This window comes from Flavobacterium sp. FG139 (genome assembly GCF_057809695.1).
In genome coordinates this window covers 106,222-129,146 of record NZ_JBMDKL010000011.1, presented here as the reverse complement: position 1 = coordinate 129,146, position 22,925 = coordinate 106,222, and the positions used below count along the sequence as shown (strand labels likewise).

Below are 22,925 nucleotides of genomic sequence, written 5' to 3'. Positions count from 1 at the left end.
GGAAGTGAAAATCCTCGACAGATATTTATTAAAAACATTCCTGATTACATTTACTACGGTATTTGTAATCTTGTTTTTTATATTTATACTGCAAACCGTTTGGTTGTTTATCTCTGAGCTTGCTGGTAAAGATTTAGATGTTCTTTTAGTGATCAAATTCCTTTTATTCTCAATGCCTCGCATTGTACCATTAGTGTTGCCACTGTCGGTATTGTTAGCTTCTATCATGACATTTGGTAGTTTGGCCGAGAATTATGAATTTGCTGCCATGAAATCTTCTGGAATTTCGTTTCAAAGAACCATGCGAAGCATTACCATCTTCATCATCTTTTTGAGTATTGTTTCGTTCTTTTTTGCCAACAATGTAATTCCGTATGCCGAATATAAATTCATCAATTTTAGACGAAATATTGCCCAAGTAAAGCCTGCCATGGCTATTGCAGAAGGTCAGTTTAGTGAAGTTGGGAATTACACCATTAAAGTAGAAAAAAAATCGGGTGAAAAAGGTAATTTTCTCAAAGGTGTTACCATTCATAGAAAACTACCTAACGGTGAAGGAAGTACCACCGTTATTAAAGCAGAAAAAGGCGAATTGGTGAGTAGCGAATCGTCGAATACTCTTAAATTAGTATTGACTAATGGGAATTACTACGAAGACATTATTCCTAAAAAATACGAAGAGCGCAACAAGATTCCTTTTGCTAAAGGCACTTTTAAGACCGATGTTATTAACATTGATTTATCTAAATTAAATCAAGACAACATGAACAATGTGGATATTTCAAACACCAACACCATGTTGAACATCAACGAACTTCGATTTACGATTGATTCTTTGAATAAAAATTATAGAAAAGATTTAAAATCATACGCCGAAAACATCTATTTGAGAACCGGTGTTGCCAATACGTTCTATTCGAGCGCTAGTGCCATTCCAGTTCAAAAAGTTACAGGAACCGATGTGCTTAAAAACCTCAATCCTTTTCAGAAAAAAGAAGTTTTTAAGGTTGCGGTTAACAATGTGGAAAATACGGGTTTTTCTATTGACAGTTCGGTTTTTGAAATGGAATCGAAAGCTAAAAACATCAACAGCCATTGGATAGCCTTGTACGACAAATTCATGATTGCTTTTTCGTGTATCTTGATGTTTTTTATTGGAGCGCCTTTGGGCTCAATCATTCGAAAAGGTGGGTTAGGATTGCCCATTGTATTCGCAGTGGCGATTTTTATTGTATTCCACTTCATTAATACTTTCGGAAAAAGAGTTGCGCAAGAAAATCAAATGCCCGCCTTTATGGGCGTTTGGATGTCGTCTATGATTCTGACACCGTTAGCCGTGCTCCTAACCTATCGCGCTATAAATGACATTGGTGGTATGATCACTTTTGATGTGATAACCGATCCAATCAAAAAACTATTCGCTTCTAAAAAACCTAAAACAATAATAGAAACGACTCCTTCTACTGCTGTTGCAAAAGAAAAACGGGTAGACGAAACGCCTATTCAAGACGCAACTTTTGAATTACATGCCTATCAAAAAACGGTAAAAATACTGTTCCCATTGTATGCCATTTTGTGTGCAATTTCAGCAATATTATTTTATAAAAACACAACAATTATACTCACTACAGGAAGTATCGTTTTAGTAGCCTTTTTGTATTTTGTATATGTGGCTCAAAAAAATATTACTACCCTAGCTTCTAAAACAAAAACCACTATTGAACCCGGATTGTTCATCAGTGTCTTGGTCGCTTTTCCATTCTATCCAATTCTTTATTTTTACACTAAAAAAGTACTCTCTGAACTTGAAGTTCAAAAATTATAACACAACGACTAACTATTTTTATAATGTCAAATACTATACAACTTAACACCATTGAAGAAGCCATAGAAGATATTCGTCAAGGTAAAGTCATCATTGTTGTTGATGACGAAGACCGCGAAAACGAAGGCGATTTCTTGGCTGCAGCCGAAAAGGTAACTCCCGAAATGATTAACTTTATGGCGACACACGGTCGTGGACTAATTTGTGCGCCACTTACTGAATCGCGATGTAAAGAATTAGGGTTACACGCCATGGTGAGCAACAATACCGATCATATGGAAACGGCTTTCACAGTTTCTGTAGATTTGAAAGGCAATGGAGTAACCACTGGAATTTCTGCTGCTGATAGAGCCAAAACGATTCTATCATTAGTAGATGAAACCACTAAACCATTCGATTTAGCGCGTCCTGGACACATTTTTCCATTAGTAGCTAAACAAGGTGGTGTTTTGAGAAGAACGGGCCATACGGAAGCCGCTATTGATTTTGCACGATTGGCCGGATTTAAGTCGGCTGGTGTGATTGTAGAAATCATGAATGAAGACGGTACCATGGCACGCTTACCACAATTGGTGGATGTGGCTAAAAAGTTTGATTTAAAATTAGTTTCTATTGAGGCTTTGGTGGCCTACCGAATGCAGCATGACAGCTTGATTGTGAAAAAAGAAGATTTTGAAATTGAAACGCGTTTTGGACAATTCAGACTACGCGCCTATCTGCAAACCACCAATAAACAAGTGCATATTGCCTTAACCAAAGGAAGTTGGAGTGCTGGAGACGCTATTTTAACCCGAATCAATTCTACACAAATCAACAACGATATTCTTGGAACACTAACCAACAATGCCGATAAGAAATTGGACGACATGTTCCAAGTAATCAATACCGAAGGTAAAGGCGCAGTGTTATTCATCAATCAAGAAGTGCAATCATTAGATTTATTAAACCGATTGAAAGAGTTGAAATCGTTACAAGAACAAGGTGTTAAAAATGCACCTCAAATTAAAATGGACGCCAAAGATTTTGGCATTGGTGCTCAAATTTTACACGATATTGACATTACAAAAATTAAATTAATCACCAATACGCATCAAACAAAGCGTGTTGGAATGATTGGTTACGGACTTGAGATTACGGATTACGTAAAATATTAAAAAAAAATACGTTCCTAAAGTATAGAAAATGAAACGATTAGTTTGCACCATACAAATTAATCGTTTTTTTGTTGGATTTCTATTTGGAAAACAAAAAAAGGTTGTTATATTTGCATCCGCATTACGGAAGTAGGCACGACTTATTGGAGAAATGGCAGAGTGGTCGATTGCGGCAGTCTTGAAAACTGTTGACTGTAACAGGTCCGGGGGTTCGAATCCCTCTTTCTCCGCAGATTAAAACCGATTAGGAAACTAATCGGTTTTTTTATTTTTTTGAAACAGTGTCAAAAGACCATTTCATTTAATTTTATAGTTTTTTATTGAACAGCTAGATTTTCAAAATGACCAAATTTATTTTTTCTGTTATTCTACTACTATCGTGCGCTTTACCATTTGCTCAAGAACTAAATGATCTTGAAATAAAAAAGACCCGTAGCCTACAAGAAAACCTTATTTCAAATCCAGAAAAAGCCTATAATGACGCTTTAGAAATTAGTACTTCAAAAAACGAGTTGTTTCGTTTTCACGGAAGGTACTATGTTGCGAATTATTTTTATAACAAATCTGAGTTGATACGCGCAAAACAACTTTTGGTTAAACTTATAGAAAGCATCGAAAAAAGTGATCTTCCAAAATCTAGTAAAGGGTATCAAGACTTGATTGGCATGTGCATCAACAAACTATTTTATATCCATAAAAATTTAGGCGAATATGACACGGCGTTGTGGTATCTTAATCAATATAAAAACAAGGTGCCCAACAATCATTTTAACGAGCAATATGGGACTATAAAGGTAGCTATGGGCGATTATGTGGATGGCATTACTTTATTAAAAAAGGAATTAAAAACAACGCCACATCTGAAATTAGGTGTCGGAGAAAAAAAGACAATGAACAATAAATTGTTTGCTGACAAATACAATAGTATTGGTGATGCCTATCAAAAATATTATTTACAATCAAAAAAAGTAGTTTTCCTAGATTCTGCCAATTACTATTTTAATGCGGCAGCAACATTGATGTTAAAAGATAATTTTCATCCAGATTATACTAAGGCATTGCTGTGCATGAGAGAGGCAAAAAGTGCCGCTTTAGCTGAGAATTACGTCAAATCATTGTCTTTATACCGAGAAAGAAAAAAATATCCTGTTATTCAAGAAAACATAAGAACCGAACAATTATTTGATTTAGGCATGGCCGATTGTTTTCATCATTTAAAACAAGAAGATTCGGCTCTATTCTATTGTAATAAATATGTTAGAAACTATCAAATTACTAAAGTTTCAAAAGAAAATCTATTGATGGCCTACAACATTATGACACAGTGTTATAATGAAAAAAAAGATACTAAAAACGCCTACCACTATGCCCAAAAAAGTTTAGAATTAATTCAGTCCATTCAAGGAATAAAAAGTAAATCTTTGAATTTTCTTCACAATTATGATTTGAATATTATAAAAGAAGAGTCTAATAAAATTATTGCTTCAAAGAATTATTTTAAAATATCGCTTTTTAGTCTCTCTATTATTTTACTAATGGTTATTCTTGGGTTTTACTATTATTACAAACTTCAGAAGGAAAAACACAGCCGCTTTTTAAAAATCATCCAAAACCTTAAAGATACTAAAACTTCCGATATCTTTACGCCGCAAATTAATACCACTGAGGCACTTCCAAAACAAATACTAGACGAGGATCTTATTGAAAAAATTGCGATGGGTTTAAAAAAGTTGGAGCAAAAAGAATCATTTTTAGACCCAAACTTCAAGTTGGCATTTGTGGCTAAAAAATTAAATACAAATACTGCCTATCTATCTCAATACTTCAATCAGGTTATTCAAAAAACCTTTTCAGAATATACCCAAGAATTGCGAATTCAATATGCACTACAAAAACTTAATGATGCGCCTTATTTTCGTAAATATACCTTACAAGCCATAGCTGAAGAAGTGGGTTATAAAGATGCAAATACCTTTGTTAGAGTATTTAAAAAGCAAACAGGCCTTTCGCCAAATTATTACATTGAAAAGTTAGAAAATAACTTGTAATTCGTTAAAAATCATTATTATACCTGCTTTTATATATATGCTTATTTATAAATAGTCATATACATAAATTGTTGAAACAGTTTGTAATAAATATTTTTGGTCAAATCATTAATAGTAATTACAAAAGTTTAAAAACAATGAGGAAAAAAATTACCTTATCCTTTTTTTTGGTGTTCTTTCTTATGGCATCAAAAATTTCAGCTCAATGTACCACAGGAACCCAGTATCCTGCTGGAATTTATCAAGCCACTGGCGCAGCTGGTACAGGCGTTATCAACTCTGATGCTAGAACGGGCCAATATGCTAATGTACATGTTGAGGCATTAAGATATTATACTTTTTCCTCATCGGTAAATACTGATTATCTAACAATTACCAACGACACAGGAACGCAAGTACTTGCCTCTGGAGTCACTCCAGTGAGTTTTGTATCCGTTTACAATCAAGCGGTTCGATATTACATTCATCAAAATGCACAATGTCAAACTACCAATCAGTTTGTACGAACAAGAACCGTGACTTGGGTTACTGCACAAGATTGCCAAGACCCTACTCCTACTACTGTTACCAATATTTCACCGGTATCAGCTACCCTAAACTTTACACCTCCAGCTATTACGCCTTACTTTGGCTATAATGCTTATGTAAGCACTTCATCAGCGACACCGGGTGTATCCGTACCAATTAGTACGTCTACACCTACTTCAACTTCGGTTTTCGTTTCCAGTTTAAATCCCGATACAACTTATTATTATTGGCTTCGTTCTGAATGTGATTATCAAAAAGGACCTTGGATTTATGGTGGAACTTTTACCACAATCTCCTCATTGCTTTGTAATAGTGCCTATAATGGCATTAATCCTTCGTATACCGTTACACCAGACTGTACAGGTAGCGATGAGTGGATTGCTACTGACGTAAGAAGTAGTAGTTTTTCTAATGTTGCAGTTGTTGCTAATACTCAGTATGTTTTTAGAACCAATAATGGCAGTGATTTTATTACCATTACCAATGCTTTAGGAACTGTTGTTTATGCAACTGGCTCAACACCTTTAAGCTGGAATTCTGCAAGTACTTCTGGGGTGGTTCGTTTTTATAATCATGACAATGCGCAATGTGGTTATGGTGTTTCTATGGTAGGTACGCGCAATAAATATGTAAATTGTGTTACCTCGTCTGTTACTTGTTTTCCACCAACTAATATGGCTGTAGCCAACATTACTTCCAATTCCATACGAATGTCTTGGACGGCACCAACTAGTGCCCCAAGTGGTGGTTATGATCTTTATATCATCACTACCAATACAGCTCCGACAGCTACTAGTAACCCAACACACACTAACACTACTACCACTAAAGACATTAATGGTTTAACGGCTGGCGTTACTTACTACTATTGGATACGATCTAATTGTGGTACTGAAAAAAGTGCTTGGGCTTCAGGTGGCTCTTTCACAGTCAACCAATCTTTTAGTTGTAATGGCGCTATTTATGGTTTGTTTCCTAATACTACATTTACACCTACTTGTACTAGTAGTCCCGAAACCATTACCGCTACTGCTTTTGCAGGACAATATTCTAATGTAACCATTGCTTCCAACCAACAATATGTATTCTCTTCTTCAGTGGGTACTGATTTTATATCCATCACTAACAATGCAGGAACTGCAATTTTGGCAAGTGGTCTAACCCCATTAAGCTGGTCATCGGGAACAAATACTGGTGTGGTACGCTATTATTTACATTCTAACTCCAATTGTGGTTCGCAAAACACCAATAGAACAAAATACATGCAATGTGCTGCAACATCAAGTTGTGGTGTACCTTCGCAATTATCGGTTACGAATATTACATCTAATTCGTGCCGATTGAACTGGACAGCACCAGCCACCGCACCAACCAATTATGACATTTATATTATTACCACCAATATGGCACCTACAGCCGCTACCGCAGCAACTGTAACAAGTACAACGGCAGGTGTGGGAGTATTGAATGGATTATCGGCCGCAACGACTTATTATTATTGGTTGCGTTCTAATTGTAATGGAACAAAGAGTACTTGGGTTTCTGGAGGAAGTTTTACAACACTTGCCGCACTTGTATGTAACGGTGCAACCAATGGCTTGTATCCAGAAGCAACTTTTACGCCAACCTGTACGGGTAGTTCGCAACAAATTGTTGCCGATGCGTATGCTGGCGAATATGCCAACGTAAATGTAGTTGCTAATACACAATATACTTTTTCTACATCTGTATCTTCAGATTATATTACCGTAACCAATGCTTTAGGAGATACCGTGTTAGCCTCAGGAACCACAACGCTTAACTGGGTTTCGGGCACCTACTCTGGAGTGGTTAGATACCACATCAATACCAATGCTTCATGTGGTACACAAAACACCAACAGAATACGATATATTCAATGCATGGGCCTAGCGTCTTCTTGTGGAGTGCCTAGCAATTTAGCAGTGTCGAATATAACCTCAAATTCGTGCAGACTTACTTGGTCACCACCAACAACTGCACCTACGGGTTATGAGGTATATTTATCTACAACAAATACTGCTCCTGTAAGCGGAACAACTGCAACCTACAGTACTACAAACACTTTTATAGCATCCGTAAATCCATTAACGGCATCAACTACCTATTTTTATTGGGTACGATCTAATTGTAATGGCACAAAAAGTAATTGGGTTTCTGGAGGAAGTTTTACAACACTAACTCCATTAAATTGTAATGGTGCTGTGTATGGCTTGTATCCTGAAATCACTTTTACTCCTTCTTGTACTGGTAGTTCGGAACAAATTGTTAACAATGCTTATGCTGGAGAATATTCTAATGTAAATATTTTGATCAACAAACAATATACTTTTACAAGTTCTACTACTACTGATTATATCACGATTACGAATGCTGGTGGAACCGCTGTATTGGATAGTGGAGTAACTCCAGTAACATGGAATTCTAATTTTACTGGTGTTATCAGATATTACTTTAGTACCAGTGCCAATTGTGGTAGTCAAGGTACTTCTAGAATTCGTTACATCACTTGTGCTACACCAACAGGTTGTAATCCTCCTACTCAATTGTATACCGATGGGGTAACGTCAACCTCTATAAACATTGGCTGGGCAGCACCAACACCTGCACCAAGCAACGGCTATGTATATTGTTACAGTACGGTTAACGATCCGTTTTCTACGGCTGCTGTTACAGGAACTACAACGAATACCTTTGCCACGATTAGCAATTTATTACCAAATACTACCTATTATTTTTGGGTAAAATCGAACTGTGGTACTACACAAACCAGTTGGGTATCGGGTGGTTCGTTTACTACGTATGCCACTAATGCTTGTTTTCCTCCTACACAATTGTTTACAGATGGTTTAACAGCAACATCGGTGAACATTGGCTGGGCAGCACCAATACCAGCGCCTAGTAACGGCTATGTATATTGTTACAGTACGGTTAACGATCCATTTTCTACGGCTGCTGTTACAGGAACTACAACCAATACCTTTGCCGTGATAAACAATTTATCGCCAAATACTACCTATTATTTTTGGGTAAAATCGAATTGTGGTGCTACGCAAACCAGTTGGGTTTCGGGTGGTTCGTTTACTACGCCTGCAGCCTCAGGTTGTAATCCTCCAACACAACTGTTTTATGATGGTTTAGGTTCGACAACTAATAATATCGGCTGGATAACACCCACACCTGCACCAAGCAATGGCTATGTATATTGTTACAGCACGGTTAACGATCCGTTTTCTACGGCAGCCATCACTGGAACTACAACCAATACGGTTGTAACTTTAAGCAATTTATCACCAAACACCACCTATTATTTTTGGGTAAAATCTATTTGTGGAAACACGCAAACCAACTGGGTTTCGGGCGGTTCGTTTACCACGCAAACGCTTGGAACGGAAACATTTTTAATGGATAAAATAAAGCTGTATCCTAACCCTGTAGGTGCTGTATTTACGATCTCATTAGGCCAAACGATTTCATCAGTATCGGTTTGTAATCTTTTAGGTCAAGAATTAATTTCAAAATCGGTGAACAGCAATGAAGCCTCTGTAGATGTAGCTCATTTGTCTGCCGGAAGTTATTTAGTAAAAATTACTTCGGGTACTGAAACTAAAACAGTGAAAATTATTAAGCTGTAAATTTTTATTCCTTTATTTTAAAAATCCCAAATTTCATTCATGTGGAATTTGGGATTTTTATTTTAACATCTTGAGAGATTAAATTTAACAAATCAACAACAACCGATATTCTCCATCCTTTTCTACTGGTGCTCTGTGAATACACGGCGGTACGTTTTGGTTGGGATGGTCTACCGCCAAACGCCAGAGGTGCCCTATTCCTAAGTTAGTAGGTATAGCATTAGGCAATGGCTGGTAATGCAAATCGAAATAATTTTCTTTTAGAAAATCTTCAAATTGGTTGTCTGGACCGTTGTGGAGCACTTTTAGTTGTTCACGAATTTCGGGAATCAGCGCTTTTTGAATGGCTTGATCGTTGGCAATGAGATCACTTGCTGCTCCGTGGTAGGTGCATAAAAACGTGTCGGTAGCTATGGGTGAACGGTCTACATGAAACGAATAGACGTCTGTGGATATGAAATCAAAGTCAGTATCGCGTTCGTAGCATTTCAGTAAATTAAGTACAGGTGCCGCTCCAAAATCGGTTAACTCCTTTAAGTCGTTTAAGATAATCTCACGAGCGATTGCTCCTTGTTGTGTGAGTTGGAGCGTTAAAAGGTCTTGTGGTGTTACTTCGGTGATGTTTTCTTTTAATTGTAGCTGAGAAACAATCTCTTTGAAATCGCCTTCTAATTTTCGATGCCAGCACAAGGCATTGGTCGTTCCTGCAAAATCGGTGTGCACCAATTCAGAAAAAGTGTTTACCATACCAATGTGTGGGTGATTAGAAAATCTAGGATTCATAGTATTGCGTTGGTTTGAAGGTGTAAAATTACGGAATTGTAGTGCGATGTAGCCTATTTTAGTGAATAATTTGGGAACTATGTAGTGGTCTAAATCCTGAAAAAGAAACCTTTTGGTTATTTTATTTTATGAGTCGTATTCGAAATTACGTGACAAACATTTACTTTTGTTTGATGCTACTTTTAGGCAGCCAACTTGCACTCCTATTTCAATACAGTGAATTCGATATATGGAAAACGAAAAAATTATAGCGCTCATTATAGAAAAACTAGAAGCCAATTACCAAGAATTTGATATCAAGCAATATCTAATTCGTAGGAATGTGGATGTTTCAAATTTTAAAGCTCTTTTTGAAAAGGCTAAAAACCAACTAGAACACGATACACGGAGTAAAAATACGCGTCAAAGCTTGCTGCTATTTGGTACCTTTACGTTGTTAACGTTACTGACTATAGTGCTGTTTTATGGCTACTTACCAGCTGAAATTGAATCGGGTGACCAAGTTTTTTTACCGTTAGTAGGTTCATTATTAATTAGTGTTTTCGGATTGTTGGCGATTGTGTTTTATGGCAATTGGGCCAACCGATCTAATGAAACCATCATTACACCTACCATCAATTATCCGTTGTTGTTTACCATTGCGTTGTTTCCTTCGATGGTGTTCTTCTTTATTTTATCTTCCAAATTTGATTCGACGGCCAAAGAACTATTGAAACAAAATAAGGTTGAAGTAACAGGTACCATCATCTCTGGTGGCGGAACAGATCTCACCAACCTTAAAGGTCAAACAGTAAATTTTTCTAAACTGGTAGTCGAATTTGAAACCGTAGAAGGTCAAAAAGTAATTGCTTACAAAGATGTTTCGAAATACGAATTTGAAAAATATTATTTGGGACAAGACGTGAAAATGATTTATTCAAAGTCTAACCCTAATAATATTGATTTGTTGAGCTTTGATTCGAATGTGAAAGAACTAATGGGTTCGGAAGAACGCGCTTTGAAAGTAAACGATTTATTTACTTTATTTGGTAAAAAAGAGGCAGAAATTACAGCTGCCTTGAACGCCATTTCGTATGGTTGGGAATTTGATTTTTATAAAAAAATGTGGAGCAACAGCAAACGTGATGTGGCGGTAATTGTGAAAGGCAACACGATTAAATACCTTTCAACCGATTTCTTTACTTTTCCGTTACAACTGCAAAAACTAGGGTTTAAAGATTTACAACAAAAAGCGACGGCTGTCTCTGCCAAAGAACACATTGTGTTTGAAATGGGTACCAAATTCTATACTAATGATACGTTAAACATCAGTGTAGAACGCTTAAAAACAGATAACAATGGTAGCGATTTTGTGACGTTAACGACCATTATGAAAATAAAGTAGGACGATTAATAAACTGGTAAAATGATGTTTTATCGTAGAATTATAATCACCTTTGTATTGATGCTATATCAAATGATGTGGTGTAACCAATAAACACTACAATCATGAGTAAGATGCTAAAAATTGAAAAGAAATTTGAAGCCTTAACGGATATAGCGACAAAAGTTCTAGGCAAAACCATTACTTTTTTAGTGGCCTTGTGTTTGGTGATTTATTGGTGGGCTACTAACCTATTTACATCCCATGATTGGCATCAAAATATAGGTGATATTATTTTTGGGATTACGTTTTTGAGTTTATTTCTGATACAAAAATCGTTCAACCGCTATTCGGCATTGATTAATTTGAAATTAAATGAATTGGTGTCCAGTAATCTAGAAGCCAATAATTCGGTGTTGAATACCCATAAAAAAACCGAAAGTGAAATTACCGAATTGGTCAAAGAATACATAGACGAAGAGATTATTGAAATTGAAAAATTTATTGAAAAAGAAACAAAGAAGTAGCGACTTTAGGTTTTTTTAAAGCTATAAAAAAGACTCCCTTAATTTTAAATTAGTATTTCTAAATTGATTATCAAACAATTATAACATAGAAATTGTTTTAAAACAAACTAATTAAATGCCAATCACAAGGTTTAGAAATGTTAGATTGTTGAAGAAATTTTTATACATTTAAAAACTTTTAGAAACCAACAACGATCCACTATGAGCTTAAAAAAAGTAGTACTTCTTGTTTTATTAACTATTACTATAAAAGGTTTTGGACAAAATTCGGTGACCAAAATCAATACTAAATCGGGTGTGCATTACCATACTACAACAGTTGATTTTCCTATAACGGGTACCTACTTGTTTGAAGGTGGCGAACCTAAAGTGGTGCTTAATACTAACGGCACAGGCGTTTATCAATTGCACGACCAGCCACAACGACCTGTGGTGTGGGGAATAGAATGTAACGAAACTGGTGAACCCAAATTCATTAAAGGCTTTGATAGCGCTGCTTATACTTTATGGTACAGTTTTACCGATGGTGCTGAAAATGGCGAAATGGCTTGGTATGCCGTAGAGTTTACCCTTCATTTTAACTCCGAAAAAATGTTTATTCAAGGCGAACGCATGAAGTTGTTTAATGGCGAGAAAAAGTAGAATTACAAATTAGGCCTCTGATCATCGGATAAAAGTGTATTAGAGATAATATATAAAGCTATTATTTTTTACTTGATTGAATAATAGCTACACCTTTTTTAACGAGACGTCTACCTTTGATTTATACCACGCATAAATAGGTTTTTCAAAACCGTAATACAAGGCAATAGAAACTACCCAAAGTAGGATGAAATTTCGATCGGAAAAAAATATCCACGATTTCAATTTTAGATTGACATAACTAATGTGAACCAGATAAAATGCAAAGGAAGCATTGCCTAAAAACACCATCAATTTGGAAGACAAAAACCGCTGCAAATAAGTTCGTTGATGCATTAATCCGTGTAAGAGTAAAACAATACAAATGGGCACAATTGTAAAAAATAATAATTCACCTTGCCAATGATTGGTTCCGTGGTCGGTTCTCCGTTCTTGAAATAATCCAATAATGTATAAGCTTACCATAAAACCAAAGGCACCAAGAGTTGTGGCGTATTTTGCAAAAGGCAAGCGGCTGAAAAAGTTTGGGTAGTGTGCTAAAAACATTCCTGCGGCAAATAACACTGATTGTCCGGCAAAAGTGCTCATAACCACAAAATGAACTGGCGTAAGGTATCCACCTGAATTGGAACCGTAAGTGGTCCAAAACCATCCTATGAAAAGCATACTAGCAAGTAAAACTAATAAAAATAGTAGTAAATATTTGAGGTGTTTTTGAAGTAATACCATCAAAAATGGTGCAAAAGCATAAAAAGTCATTTCTACAGTTAGTGACCACGATTGTGCAATAGCGTCTAACGAATGTGTATTTGAAAATCCTTGTAATAAAAAGTAATGTGGCAGTAAAAAATGATTTTTTCCAAATGCAGGATCTATAAAATAAAGTGTCAACAAAAGCCAATACAAGGGCATTATCCGCACAATACGCTGCATAAAATAACCGCGGTACTTGGAAACGGATTGCATGGGTTGGCTTCCGTAGCTTTTAGCTATTAGAAATCCGCTCAACACAAAAAACAATTGTACGCCCAAATTGAATTCATTGCACAAACGAAATACTTCGGGATGCAAGTCGTCTTTCCAGTACTTTCGATTGTGGTACACAAAAATCATAATGGCAGCTATGGCCCGAATTCCGGTAAGCGCTTTAAAATGATTTGGTGTCGATGGGTTTGTTGTCATGCAAGCTTTACGCTACTTAAAGGGCGTAAATATAGCGCATTTTAAGGAATTTAATTTCTTAATCTAGGTTAAGTATAAATCTTGTGCTCGTAGTTTACCTTTGCTTTGAAAAAATAATGAGATGAATAGATTACACTTTATTGTTATAGGCAAAAACGATTCCATTGTGCGAACTTTGGTGAGAGTTATTTCGGCAAAAGAAGATTGGACGGCTTTTGGATGTCGTGAAACTTCAGAACTTTACCAACACTTACAAGAGGTGCCAACGGCAATTATACTATTAAGTTCTGGTCTAGATGCAGCAACAGAAAACGAAATTATGATAGAAGCTGTTCGAATTACGCCAACGGTTAAAGTGATAGTACATTATGGTGGTGGCAGCGGTTTGTTGTATAATGAAGTTCAAATGGCACTGTCTGAAAAATTATAAAAAATAAAAAAGTGCCCGATTTCTCGAGCACTTTAAAACAATCTGCAATTGAATTATGATTTTTTCTCTTCCGCTTTTTTACCAACGCAACATCCACCTTTTTTATCTTTAGAGCATGATTTTTTGTCTTTAGCACACTCTTTTTTCTCTGTTTCTTTCTTTTGAGTTTCTTGAGCGTTTACATTAGCAGCGAATAAGAATGCTGCAACAGCCATCATTGAAATTACTTTTTTCATTTTTATTGTTTTTAATTATTAATTACTTGTTGGTATTTCAAATATATAAAAATATTTATTTGGGCAGTCTTAAAATTATATTAATTGTATTATTTTTTGGTTTTTGGGCTTTTAACAAACATATTAAACAACAATCCACCAACTACAGCAAAGTACAAAGTACTGTTTATGGGTTTAGATGTTATGCGACAGGTTCCGCTAGCACAACCTACATATTTATAATACAGATAGCCTGAAATAGCGCCTATAATAGCACCTAAAGTGGTAATGAGAATTGCTTTTTTAGACATTACTGACTTTTATCTAAAATGATTTTGATAATTTCATCTTTAGACAATACACCCGATTGCCGCCACAATTGTTGTCCATTTTGAAACAACATCATTGTTGGAACGCCTCGCACTTGTTGCATGGCCGCCAATTCTTGATTCTTATCAACATCGACTTTAACTATAGAAATTCGTTCGCCAAGGCTATCTTTAACATCTTTAAGTATTGGTCCGAGCATTTGACAAGGCCCACACCAAGTAGCAAAAAAATCAATTAATACAGGTTTGTCGGAATTGATTAGATTGGAAAAACTAGTGTTCATTGTTTTTGATTTTATAGGTTATAGTACATCCGTTGGCGTTACATCCCATATTAAAAAGGGCTTGAAATAAAAAAAACAATCCAAATACAACAAAAAACCATTGTTGGGTTTCGTAGGCATTGTAAAATAAAAAAACAGCAAATCCCAAACGAAATGACCGCATTAAATTCCAATTGGTAAACAGAATTCTTTTCATCCTACTTTAAAGTTGACGGACATACATAACTGGTAGTTTTAATTCCGGTTTTTTTAATCGCTGCAAATCCACCTAAAACATTAACTACATTGTGATAGCCTCGAGCTTTTAATATAGAAGCCGCCATCATAGAACGGTATCCACCTGCACAAAACAAATAGAAGTCTTCCTCTTTAGGAAATTCAGCTAAGTGATCGTTTAAAAAATCTAAAGGTGTTGAAGGTACTTCTAAAACGTGTTCTGAAGTATATTCACCGGGTTTTCTAACATCAAATACTGGTAAACTATTGTGCATTTTAGTTTCTAAATCCGCTGCAGTTATTGAAGTTACGGTATCAAATTCCAATCCTGCTGCTTTCCAAGTTTCGAAACCGCCTTTTAAATACCCTAAAGTGGCATCATATCCTACTCTTGCCAATCGCTTTATCGTTTCTTCCTCTCTACCTTCGGGAGTTACTAATAGAATTGGTTGTTTGATGTCTAAAATTAACGCACCTACCCATGGAGCAAATCCGCCATCAATTCCGATAAAAATTGATTTCGGAATATGGCCTTTTTCAAAATCGTCTTGATGACGAACATCTAAAATTAAGGCATCGGTTTCATTGGCAACCAATTCGAAAGTTTTAGCGTCAAATGGTTTGGCTTCTTTAATAATGTCTTCTACATTGCTGTATCCTTCTTTATTTAATTTCACATTCATAGGAAAATAAGCTGGTGGTGGCAACAATCCGTCAGTCACTTCGGCCACAAATTCGGCTTTAGTCATGTCGGCTCGAAGGGCATAATTAGTTGCTTTTTGCTCACCAATACTTCCCACTGTTTCTTTGCTTAAATTTTTACCACAAGCACTACCGGCACCATGAGCTGGATATACAATTACATCATCGGCAAGTGTCATTACCTTATTTCGTAAACTTTCAAACAATATACCGGCCAATTGCTCTTGCGTCATATCGGCTGCTTTTTGCGCTAAATCGGGACGACCTACATCGCCCAAAAACAAAGTGTCTCCACTAAAAAGTGCGTAGTCTTTTCTGTTTTTATCTTTCAATAAATAACAGGAACTTTCCATGGTGTGACCCGGAGTATGCAAACACGTAATGGTTATATCACCCAATTGAAATACTTCTCCATCGGCAGCAATATGTGCCTTAAACGATGGGTTGGCATTGGGTCCGAATACAATGGGAGCACCTGTTTTTTCAGCTAATGTAACATGCCCACTCACGAAATCGGCATGAAAATGCGTTTCAAAAATATATTTTATTGTAGCATTATTTGCATTGGCTTTATCAATATAAGGTTGTACTTCACGCAACGGGTCAATAATGGCCACTTCGCCATTACTCTCAATATAATAAGCACCTTGTGCAAGACAGCCTGTATAAATTTGTTCTATTCTCATACCTAATATTAATTTACAGTGTAAAAATACTTCGTTTCAAAAAAAGTATTGGTAACTTTTGTTACAAATTTAACAAATAAAAAAGCACCGATTGCTCAGTGCTTCAAACAAAATAAACTAATGTACACCATTTTACAATAGTGTAGTCGGGCAAACGTAATCTGTTAAAGGCAGTGACGTTTTTTTGATTTCTTGAAATCCACCAACAACATCAACAAAATTGTCAAATCCGTTTTGTTTTAATATAGATGCTGCAATCATACTGCGATAGCCACCGGCACAATACAGTATGAACGAGAGATCTTTTGGAAATTCAGACAAATTTTGATGCAATACATTCAGAGGAATATTAACAGCATTGATAAGATGTTCCGATTGGTATTCACTTGCTTTTCGGACGTCAATAATGATTAAATTATCTTTTGGATATTGTTTTTCCAGTTGTTGCGCCGAAATTCGGTGAACTACCTGAGTTTCTTTTCCAGCATTTTTCCACGACTGAAATCCGCCATCCAAATATCCAATAACATGATCATAACCTACTCGAGACAATCGAATAATAGCTTCATCAACTTTAGAATTATCTTCCGTAACCAAAAGAATATCTTGATTGATGTTGGTAATTAATTCACCAACCCAAGAAGCAAAATTACTTTCCAGTCCGATGTTAAGGCTATTAGGGATAAACTCTTGAGCAAATAATTCAGATCGTCTAGTATCTAAAATTAGCACATCGGGTTGATTGGCATAGGTTTCAAATGTGATAACATCATACGGTTTATGTCCTCGATGCATAACGGTATCCAAGCTGTCATAACCTTGAATGTTCATCAATACATTTTTAGGAAAATATTGCGGCGGTGTGGTCAATCCTGATAAGATGGCCAATACAAAATCATCTTCAGATAAATTTGGATTCAAAGCGTAATTGGTTTTCTTTTGATTTCCTAACGTATCGGTGGTTTCTTTGCTCATATTTTTACCACAAGCACTACCCGCTCCATGGTTGGGATATACAATCAAGTCATTCGACAAAGGCATTATTTTTTCGCGTAAGGAATGAAATAAAAGTCGTGCCAATTTTTCTTTAGTCAAATCGGCTATGACGTGTTGTGCTAAATCGGGACGACCCACGTCTCCAATAAACAAAGTATCACCAGAGATTAATCCGTGTTCTTTACCTTCTTCATCCGAAACTAAAAAACAAGAACTTTCCATAGTATGTCCAGGAGTATGGATAAGTTTGATGGTAATTCCACCCAAATGAAAAACTTCTCCATCAACACCTACATGCCTATCAAAACCCGTTTTCATATCTGTAGGTCCGTATACAATAGTAGCACCTGTTTTTCGAGCCAAATCGATATGACCCGAAACAAAATCGGCATGAAAATGGGTTTCAAAAATATATTTTAAAGTAACGTTATCACGCTCCAACCGATCCAGATACGGTTGCGTTTCACGTAACGGATCTACAATAGCGGCTTCACCATTAGACGTAATGTAATAGGCCGCTTCAGAGATACAATTCGTATATATTTGTTCTAATTCCATCAGATTATATTTAAAATCATGTAAAATTAAAACAGTACTAGTCGGTAAAAAATGATAATTATCAGTCGGCTATTTTAAAAACAACTCGTTTAAAATAATAAAGATTCCCATCGCCAAAACAAACCATCCAAAACCTGTTTTGAGTTTTTCGCCGGCTACTTTTTTAGAAAGATAACTACCTATAAAAACGCCAATAATAGAACAAATAGTAAATGTCAGCAACAATTTCCATTCGATATTTTGTTCGGGACGAATATCACCAACAAACCCAATTAACGATTGCGCAGCGACAATAAAAAGCGATGTTCCCACAGCCATTTTCATTGGTGTTTTGGCTAAAAACAACAAAGCAGGGATGATTAAAAATCCGCCACCAGCACCTACAAATCCGGCTACAAAACCAATGAATAATCCTTGAAGAAAAATGGAAATGTAATTAAGTTTATCGTCATTACTTATTTTTTCTTTCAAAGGTTTGATCATTCTAACAGAAGCGGCAATCATCACAATGGCAAAAACCACCATGATTAAAACCGATTTGTGTAACGTAAAAGAAGCTGTTGAAAAAATTACTTCTGGAATGCTTGGAACGAGTATTTTTCGGGTAATAAAAACCGCCAATATGGTTGGGATACCAAACAATACCACCTTTTTAAAATCGACTAGTTGTTGCTTGGCTTTTTGAATACCACCAAACAAAGCTGTGGTTCCCACAATAAATAAGGAATAGGCTGTGGCCAAAATAGGTTCGACGCCCATGACATAAACCAAAATCGGAACTGATAAAATAGAACCTCCACTACCCACTAACCCTAATGTAATGCCTACAAAAACGGCTAAAATATATCCAAAAATATGACTGGTCTCCATTTGATTAAATATGAGTTACAAAGGTGTAGTATTTTAATTTAAATTATGTGACTTATGTTACGTTACACGCAAAAGTTCGATTGAAGCTCTGTGCAACACAATTTTTCCTTCTTTTTCTAATGCTTTTAACAAACGTGAAATTACCACACGAGACGTATGCAAATCGTAGGCAATTTCTTGATGCGTACTTTGAATGTGATTGGTTTTATTGACTTTAGCTTTTTCAGCAAGGTACTTCAACAAGCGTTCGTCCATGTGCATAAATGCCAGATTATCAATGGCTGTAAGCATTTCTTTGAGACGATTGTTATAGCTGTTGAATACAAAGTTTCTCCAACTTTTGTATTTCCCCAACCATTCTTCCATTTTAGTAACAGGAAGCATGATGAGTTGCACATCGGTTTCGGCTACAGCCCTAATTTCGCTTTTAGTATCACCTAAACAACAAGCCATGGTCATGGCACAAGTATCACCTTTTTCGATAAAGTACAATAACAATTCGCCTTCGTCAAAATCTTCCCTTAAAATCTTAATAGCTCCTTTAAGTAACAAAGGCATGTTTTTAATATAGTCGCCAAAATCGATTAAGATATCACCTTCTTCAAACTTATGAAAAACAGCCACTTGAGCCATCTCTTCCAATAGTTGTTCTTCAAAAATGGAACTGTAATTTGCTTTAATTAGATCAATCATCGTTCTCTTTTTAACAGCAATTCATAGCGTTCAATCCATTGTTCAACCGAAATTTTTGACAGTAATTCTCCAATTAATTGATACGGGATATCGTCTAATTTTTTAAATCGCACGCAACTTTTTCCCATATCCAATTTCGATTTACAATGTTTTGGATATTCGGCAACAAACCAATCGTGCATATCTTTATCACCATAAAGCACCATGTGGTAGATGTTAATGGAATTCTTTTGCGAAGCAATATTGAAAAAAGGCAATGGCAAATTTGGCGTACAATGATAGCCAGGAGGATAGATTTCATGAGGTACCACGTAACCCAACATACCGTAACTCATAACTTCTTTATAACCTTTAGGAAGATTTTCCAAAGCTACTTTTCGGAGTTTTTCCATGGCAATGCGTCGTTCTTCAGGTAATTCGGCTAAATATTCTTCGGGTGTGAGTGCTTTTGATTGCATAAAAATTGAATTGATAATGTAACTAATGTAAATTTTGACAACTAATGTCACTAAACAAAAGTAGTAATAATTTTTTTTAATAGCTTTACATCCTATTACTAGTAATCACTTATGGCGCACAAGAACCCGTTACGCAAGGATAAAACCTGTTTGAATTGTAATTATGTAGTTTCCGATCGTTTTTGTCCGAATTGCGGTCAAGAAAATACTGATACCCGCAAAACCTTCTTTCATTTGTTTGTGCATTTCTTTGAAGATTTGACTCATTATGAAAATGCCTTTTGGAAAACCATAAAAAACCTTATTTTCAGACCGGCTTCATTAACCAAAGAATACCTTTCGGGCAAGCGAATGAGCTATTTAGCACCTGTGCGTTTGTATATTTTTGTGAGTTTTGTTACCTTCTTTTTATTAAGCGTTATACCCGACAATGAAGATACTCCTGACGTGACACTTCCCAAAAAATCGGGTCTGGTTACCCCAAAAACAACCGAAAAAGATACGATTTTCAAAGAACAAGAAAAAATAATCGAGTTAGAGAAAAAAGGATTAATCACTAAAAAAGAATCCGATTCGCTTCAAAAATTTGTTTTGCAGGCTAAAGAAAAAGATCTTGAGAGTCACAATCAATTTACTTTATTAAGCAAATATTACAAATCGGTTCACGAATTGGATTCCATTCAAAAATATAGTAGTCCAGCTGAAAAATTAAACCCTGTCAGCTATTGGATCAATCGTAAAATGCAATTGGTTCAAGATAAATACAGTGCCGAAGAAATTAAAGAAAAATTCATAGAATCTTTTGTACATAATTTGCCCAAATCATTATTTTTATACATGCCGTTATTTGCTTTTGTATTGTGGGTTTTTCAAAACAAAAAACGTTGGTATTACTTTGATCATGGAATTTTTACCTTGCATTATTTTTCCTTTTTACTACTCGGAATTCTTATCATTCGAGTAGAAAGTTATTTGCTGGCTTTTTTAAGCGATTATGTCGTATTTAGAGTGATTGACTATTTATTTACTACAGTAGCGGTTTTGTATATGCTGTATTATTTTTTTCCAGCACATCATCGTTTTTATGGTGATTCCAGAATTATTTCGATTATAAAAGGAATTGTTATGTTTTTCATAAACATGGTATTCATCTTCATAATATTAACTTTATTTGCAATCTATACATTCATCAACATTCATTAATTATGAAAAAAAGAATCATAATACTCGGAGTAGTATCGGTTTTACTTGTTTCTTGCTCTAGCGGACAAAATGCAACCGCCACTAAGAATGCGCCAGTAGACGTTCAAAGTTATGTGAGTTCGATTACGGCACCCGAATTAAAAACGTATTTAACAGTGGTAGCTTCTGACGAAATGGAAGGTAGAGATACTGGAAGTGAAGGGCAGAAAAAAGCCGGAAAATACTTGATTGAACAATACAAGAAGATGGGAATTCCGTTTCCAAAAGGCGCCGATAGTTATTATCAAAAAGTGCCTGCCGAATTCATGAACAAACAATACAACGAAAATCTACCCGATTCTGAAAACATTTGGGCCTTTATTGAAGGTAGCGAAAAACCAGACGAAATTGTAGTCATTTCGGCGCATTACGACCATGTTGGCGTTAAAAACGGACAAGTCTATAATGGTGCCGATGATGATGGTTCGGGAACAGTAGCTTTATTGGAAATTGCGCAAGCCTTTGAAAAAGCAAAAAAAGAAGGTCACGGACCAAAACGTTCGATTTTAATTTTACACATGACTGGAGAAGAGCACGGATTGTATGGTTCGAGTTATTACTCCGAACACCCATTATTTCCTTTAGCCAATACCGTTGCCGATGTAAACATTGATATGATTGGTCGTCGCGACGAAGCACACAAAGACAGCAACAATTATATTTATTTAATTGGTTCCGATTATCTTTCTACTGACTTATACAACATTTGTGAGGCGGCAAACACCAAATACACGCAAATGGCAATCGATTACAAATACAACGATAGAAAAGACCCGAATCGTTTTTACTACCGTTCCGATCATTACAATTTTGCAAAACATGGAATTCCAGTGGTATTTTTATTCAACGGAACTCATGCCGATTACCATAAAGCGACCGATGAAGTTGATAAAATTGAGTTTGATGCCTTGGCAAAAAGAGCACAATTAGGCTTTTCCATTGCCTGGGAATTGGCCAATCGTGACAACCGAATAGTAGTTGATAAAGACGGAAAATAATTTGATAATCCATAAAAAAAGTTCGCTGATTAGCGAACTTTTTTTATTTAAAACCTTTTTTTGTATTCGTTCAATAAATTCTCTGAAAAGAATAATGACGAATACGAATCATTGGCTTGAGGATTGTTTTTTTCAAAATCGGCCAACTTATCCAAATATTTTTTGAGTTGTTCCTTGGTAAGTAAATTTCTATAATCTTCTTCTTGACGAATGAGCGTTTTGATATACAAAGCAGTATCTTTTTCATCTTCAGAAACATTCATTCGTTTGTAAATCACCAATAACTCTTTGTATTGATTGATGAATAATTCTTTAAACTTCGGATTCTGTTCATCAGTATAATTCACAATGCCGTAAGTAATTTTACCTTTGGTTTGCCAAAACATCGTTTCGCCTTCTTCACCTTTAGCCACAAAATTTTGCATCACGGCAACCTTCAACTTGATGGATTTCTCAAATTGTGCCTGACCGAGTAAAGGCAGTAATAAAAATAAAAAAAGTAGTTTCTTCATAGGTTTCATCTGTAAAACAAAATTAATAATA

At 35.7% G+C, this 22,925-nt stretch carries 21 protein-coding genes, 1 tRNA gene and 1 pseudogene; 11 read left to right on the top strand and 12 right to left on the bottom strand.

Features of this window, described 5'->3' with window-relative positions; translation table 11 throughout:
• Positions 1 to 4 precede the first annotated feature (4 nt).
• From ACODSI_RS10965 to ACODSI_RS10945, 5 genes and pseudogenes are all read left to right on the top strand, one after another.
• Positions 5 to 1,432: pseudogene (locus ACODSI_RS10965) on the top strand (LptF/LptG family permease); the annotation flags it as partial.
• Between the two features lie 416 nt (positions 1,433 to 1,848).
• The gene (gene ribB, locus ACODSI_RS10960; protein WP_488916896.1) at positions 1,849 to 2,979 is read left to right on the top strand and encodes a 3,4-dihydroxy-2-butanone-4-phosphate synthase; all 1,131 of its coding nucleotides are present in this window, start codon (positions 1,849 to 1,851) and stop codon (positions 2,977 to 2,979) included.
• Between the two features lie 145 nt (positions 2,980 to 3,124).
• Positions 3,125 to 3,209, top strand: a tRNA-Ser gene (locus tag ACODSI_RS10955).
• 111 nt (positions 3,210 to 3,320) lie between these two features.
• Positions 3,321 to 5,027, top strand: coding sequence for a helix-turn-helix domain-containing protein (locus ACODSI_RS10950; RefSeq protein ID WP_488916895.1), 1,707 nt, complete (start codon positions 3,321 to 3,323; stop codon positions 5,025 to 5,027).
• A 137-nt stretch (positions 5,028 to 5,164) separates the two neighbouring features.
• Positions 5,165 to 9,208, top strand: coding sequence for a fibronectin type III domain-containing protein (locus tag ACODSI_RS10945; protein ID WP_488916894.1), 4,044 nt, complete (start codon positions 5,165 to 5,167; stop codon positions 9,206 to 9,208).
• An 84-nt stretch (positions 9,209 to 9,292) separates the two neighbouring features.
• Here the strand turns inward: ACODSI_RS10945 and ACODSI_RS10940 are convergent, their stop codons facing one another.
• On the bottom strand, positions 9,293 to 9,991 hold the full coding sequence (locus tag ACODSI_RS10940; RefSeq protein WP_488916893.1) for a DUF1826 domain-containing protein: 699 nt from the start codon (positions 9,989 to 9,991) through the stop codon (positions 9,293 to 9,295).
• Between the two features lie 229 nt (positions 9,992 to 10,220).
• On the opposite strand from ACODSI_RS10940, the gene ACODSI_RS10935 reads away from it, so the two are divergent.
• The 3 genes from ACODSI_RS10935 (at position 10,221) to ACODSI_RS10925 (ending at position 12,523) form a co-directional block, all read left to right on the top strand.
• On the top strand, positions 10,221 to 11,375 hold the full coding sequence (locus tag ACODSI_RS10935) for a hypothetical protein (protein WP_488916892.1): 1,155 nt from the start codon (positions 10,221 to 10,223) through the stop codon (positions 11,373 to 11,375).
• Between the two features lie 104 nt (positions 11,376 to 11,479).
• Positions 11,480 to 11,881, top strand: a complete 402-nt coding sequence (locus tag ACODSI_RS10930; protein WP_488916891.1) for a low affinity iron permease family protein — start codon at positions 11,480 to 11,482, stop codon at positions 11,879 to 11,881.
• Between the two features lie 201 nt (positions 11,882 to 12,082).
• A complete protein-coding gene (locus tag ACODSI_RS10925) occupies positions 12,083 to 12,523 on the top strand; it encodes a hypothetical protein (protein WP_488916890.1) in 441 nt (146 codons plus the stop codon).
• Between the two features lie 87 nt (positions 12,524 to 12,610).
• Here the strand turns inward: ACODSI_RS10925 and ACODSI_RS10920 are convergent, their stop codons facing one another.
• Positions 12,611 to 13,705: an acyltransferase family protein gene (locus ACODSI_RS10920; RefSeq protein WP_488916889.1), complete on the bottom strand. Its 1,095-nt coding sequence runs from the start codon at positions 13,703 to 13,705 to the stop codon at positions 12,611 to 12,613.
• A 121-nt stretch (positions 13,706 to 13,826) separates the two neighbouring features.
• On the opposite strand from ACODSI_RS10920, the gene ACODSI_RS10915 reads away from it, so the two are divergent.
• Complete coding sequence (locus tag ACODSI_RS10915) at positions 13,827 to 14,135, top strand: hypothetical protein (RefSeq protein WP_488916888.1); 309 nt, start codon at positions 13,827 to 13,829, stop codon at positions 14,133 to 14,135.
• A 53-nt stretch (positions 14,136 to 14,188) separates the two neighbouring features.
• Here the strand turns inward: ACODSI_RS10915 and ACODSI_RS10910 are convergent, their stop codons facing one another.
• The 9 genes from ACODSI_RS10910 to ACODSI_RS10870 form a co-directional block, all read right to left on the bottom strand.
• Positions 14,189 to 14,371: a hypothetical protein gene (locus tag ACODSI_RS10910; protein ID WP_488916887.1), complete on the bottom strand. Its 183-nt coding sequence runs from the start codon at positions 14,369 to 14,371 to the stop codon at positions 14,189 to 14,191.
• A gap of 89 nt (positions 14,372 to 14,460) precedes the next feature.
• A complete protein-coding gene (locus ACODSI_RS10905) occupies positions 14,461 to 14,661 on the bottom strand; it encodes a DUF6132 family protein (RefSeq protein WP_488916886.1) in 201 nt (66 codons plus the stop codon).
• On the bottom strand, positions 14,661 to 14,963 hold the full coding sequence (gene trxA, locus ACODSI_RS10900; protein ID WP_488916885.1) for a thioredoxin: 303 nt from the start codon (positions 14,961 to 14,963) through the stop codon (positions 14,661 to 14,663). The genes ACODSI_RS10905 and trxA overlap by 1 nt, the downstream gene beginning before the upstream one ends.
• Complete coding sequence (locus tag ACODSI_RS10895; protein WP_488916884.1) at positions 14,953 to 15,159, bottom strand: hypothetical protein; 207 nt, start codon at positions 15,157 to 15,159, stop codon at positions 14,953 to 14,955. The genes trxA and ACODSI_RS10895 overlap by 11 nt, the downstream gene beginning before the upstream one ends.
• A 1-nt stretch (position 15,160) precedes the next feature.
• A complete protein-coding gene (locus ACODSI_RS10890) occupies positions 15,161 to 16,567 on the bottom strand; it encodes an MBL fold metallo-hydrolase (protein ID WP_488916883.1) in 1,407 nt (468 codons plus the stop codon).
• Positions 16,568 to 16,699: 132 nt separating this feature from the next.
• Positions 16,700 to 18,121, bottom strand: a complete 1,422-nt coding sequence (locus tag ACODSI_RS10885; protein ID WP_488916882.1) for an MBL fold metallo-hydrolase — start codon at positions 18,119 to 18,121, stop codon at positions 16,700 to 16,702.
• A gap of 69 nt (positions 18,122 to 18,190) precedes the next feature.
• On the bottom strand, positions 18,191 to 18,991 hold the full coding sequence (locus tag ACODSI_RS10880; RefSeq protein ID WP_488916881.1) for a sulfite exporter TauE/SafE family protein: 801 nt from the start codon (positions 18,989 to 18,991) through the stop codon (positions 18,191 to 18,193).
• A 57-nt stretch (positions 18,992 to 19,048) separates the two neighbouring features.
• Entirely contained in the window at positions 19,049 to 19,684 is a 636-nt protein-coding gene (locus ACODSI_RS10875; RefSeq protein WP_488916880.1) for a Crp/Fnr family transcriptional regulator, read from the bottom strand.
• Entirely contained in the window at positions 19,681 to 20,142 is a 462-nt protein-coding gene (locus tag ACODSI_RS10870) for a DUF1801 domain-containing protein (protein ID WP_488916879.1), read from the bottom strand. Before ACODSI_RS10870 ends, ACODSI_RS10875 begins: the two co-directional genes overlap by 4 nt.
• Before the next feature lie 111 nt (positions 20,143 to 20,253).
• On the opposite strand from ACODSI_RS10870, the gene ACODSI_RS10865 reads away from it, so the two are divergent.
• Both ACODSI_RS10865 and ACODSI_RS10860 read left to right on the top strand, forming a co-directional pair.
• On the top strand, positions 20,254 to 21,345 hold the full coding sequence (locus tag ACODSI_RS10865) for a DUF3667 domain-containing protein (protein WP_488916878.1): 1,092 nt from the start codon (positions 20,254 to 20,256) through the stop codon (positions 21,343 to 21,345).
• A 2-nt stretch (positions 21,346 to 21,347) separates the two neighbouring features.
• On the top strand, positions 21,348 to 22,382 hold the full coding sequence (locus ACODSI_RS10860; RefSeq protein WP_488916877.1) for a M28 family metallopeptidase: 1,035 nt from the start codon (positions 21,348 to 21,350) through the stop codon (positions 22,380 to 22,382).
• Between the two features lie 47 nt (positions 22,383 to 22,429).
• Here ACODSI_RS10860 and ACODSI_RS10855 read toward each other — a convergent pair whose 3' ends face one another.
• Positions 22,430 to 22,894 (bottom strand): hypothetical protein, encoded by a 465-nt coding sequence (locus ACODSI_RS10855; protein WP_488916876.1) that lies wholly within the window; start codon positions 22,892 to 22,894, stop codon positions 22,430 to 22,432.
• Positions 22,895 to 22,925: the final 31 nt, after the last annotated feature.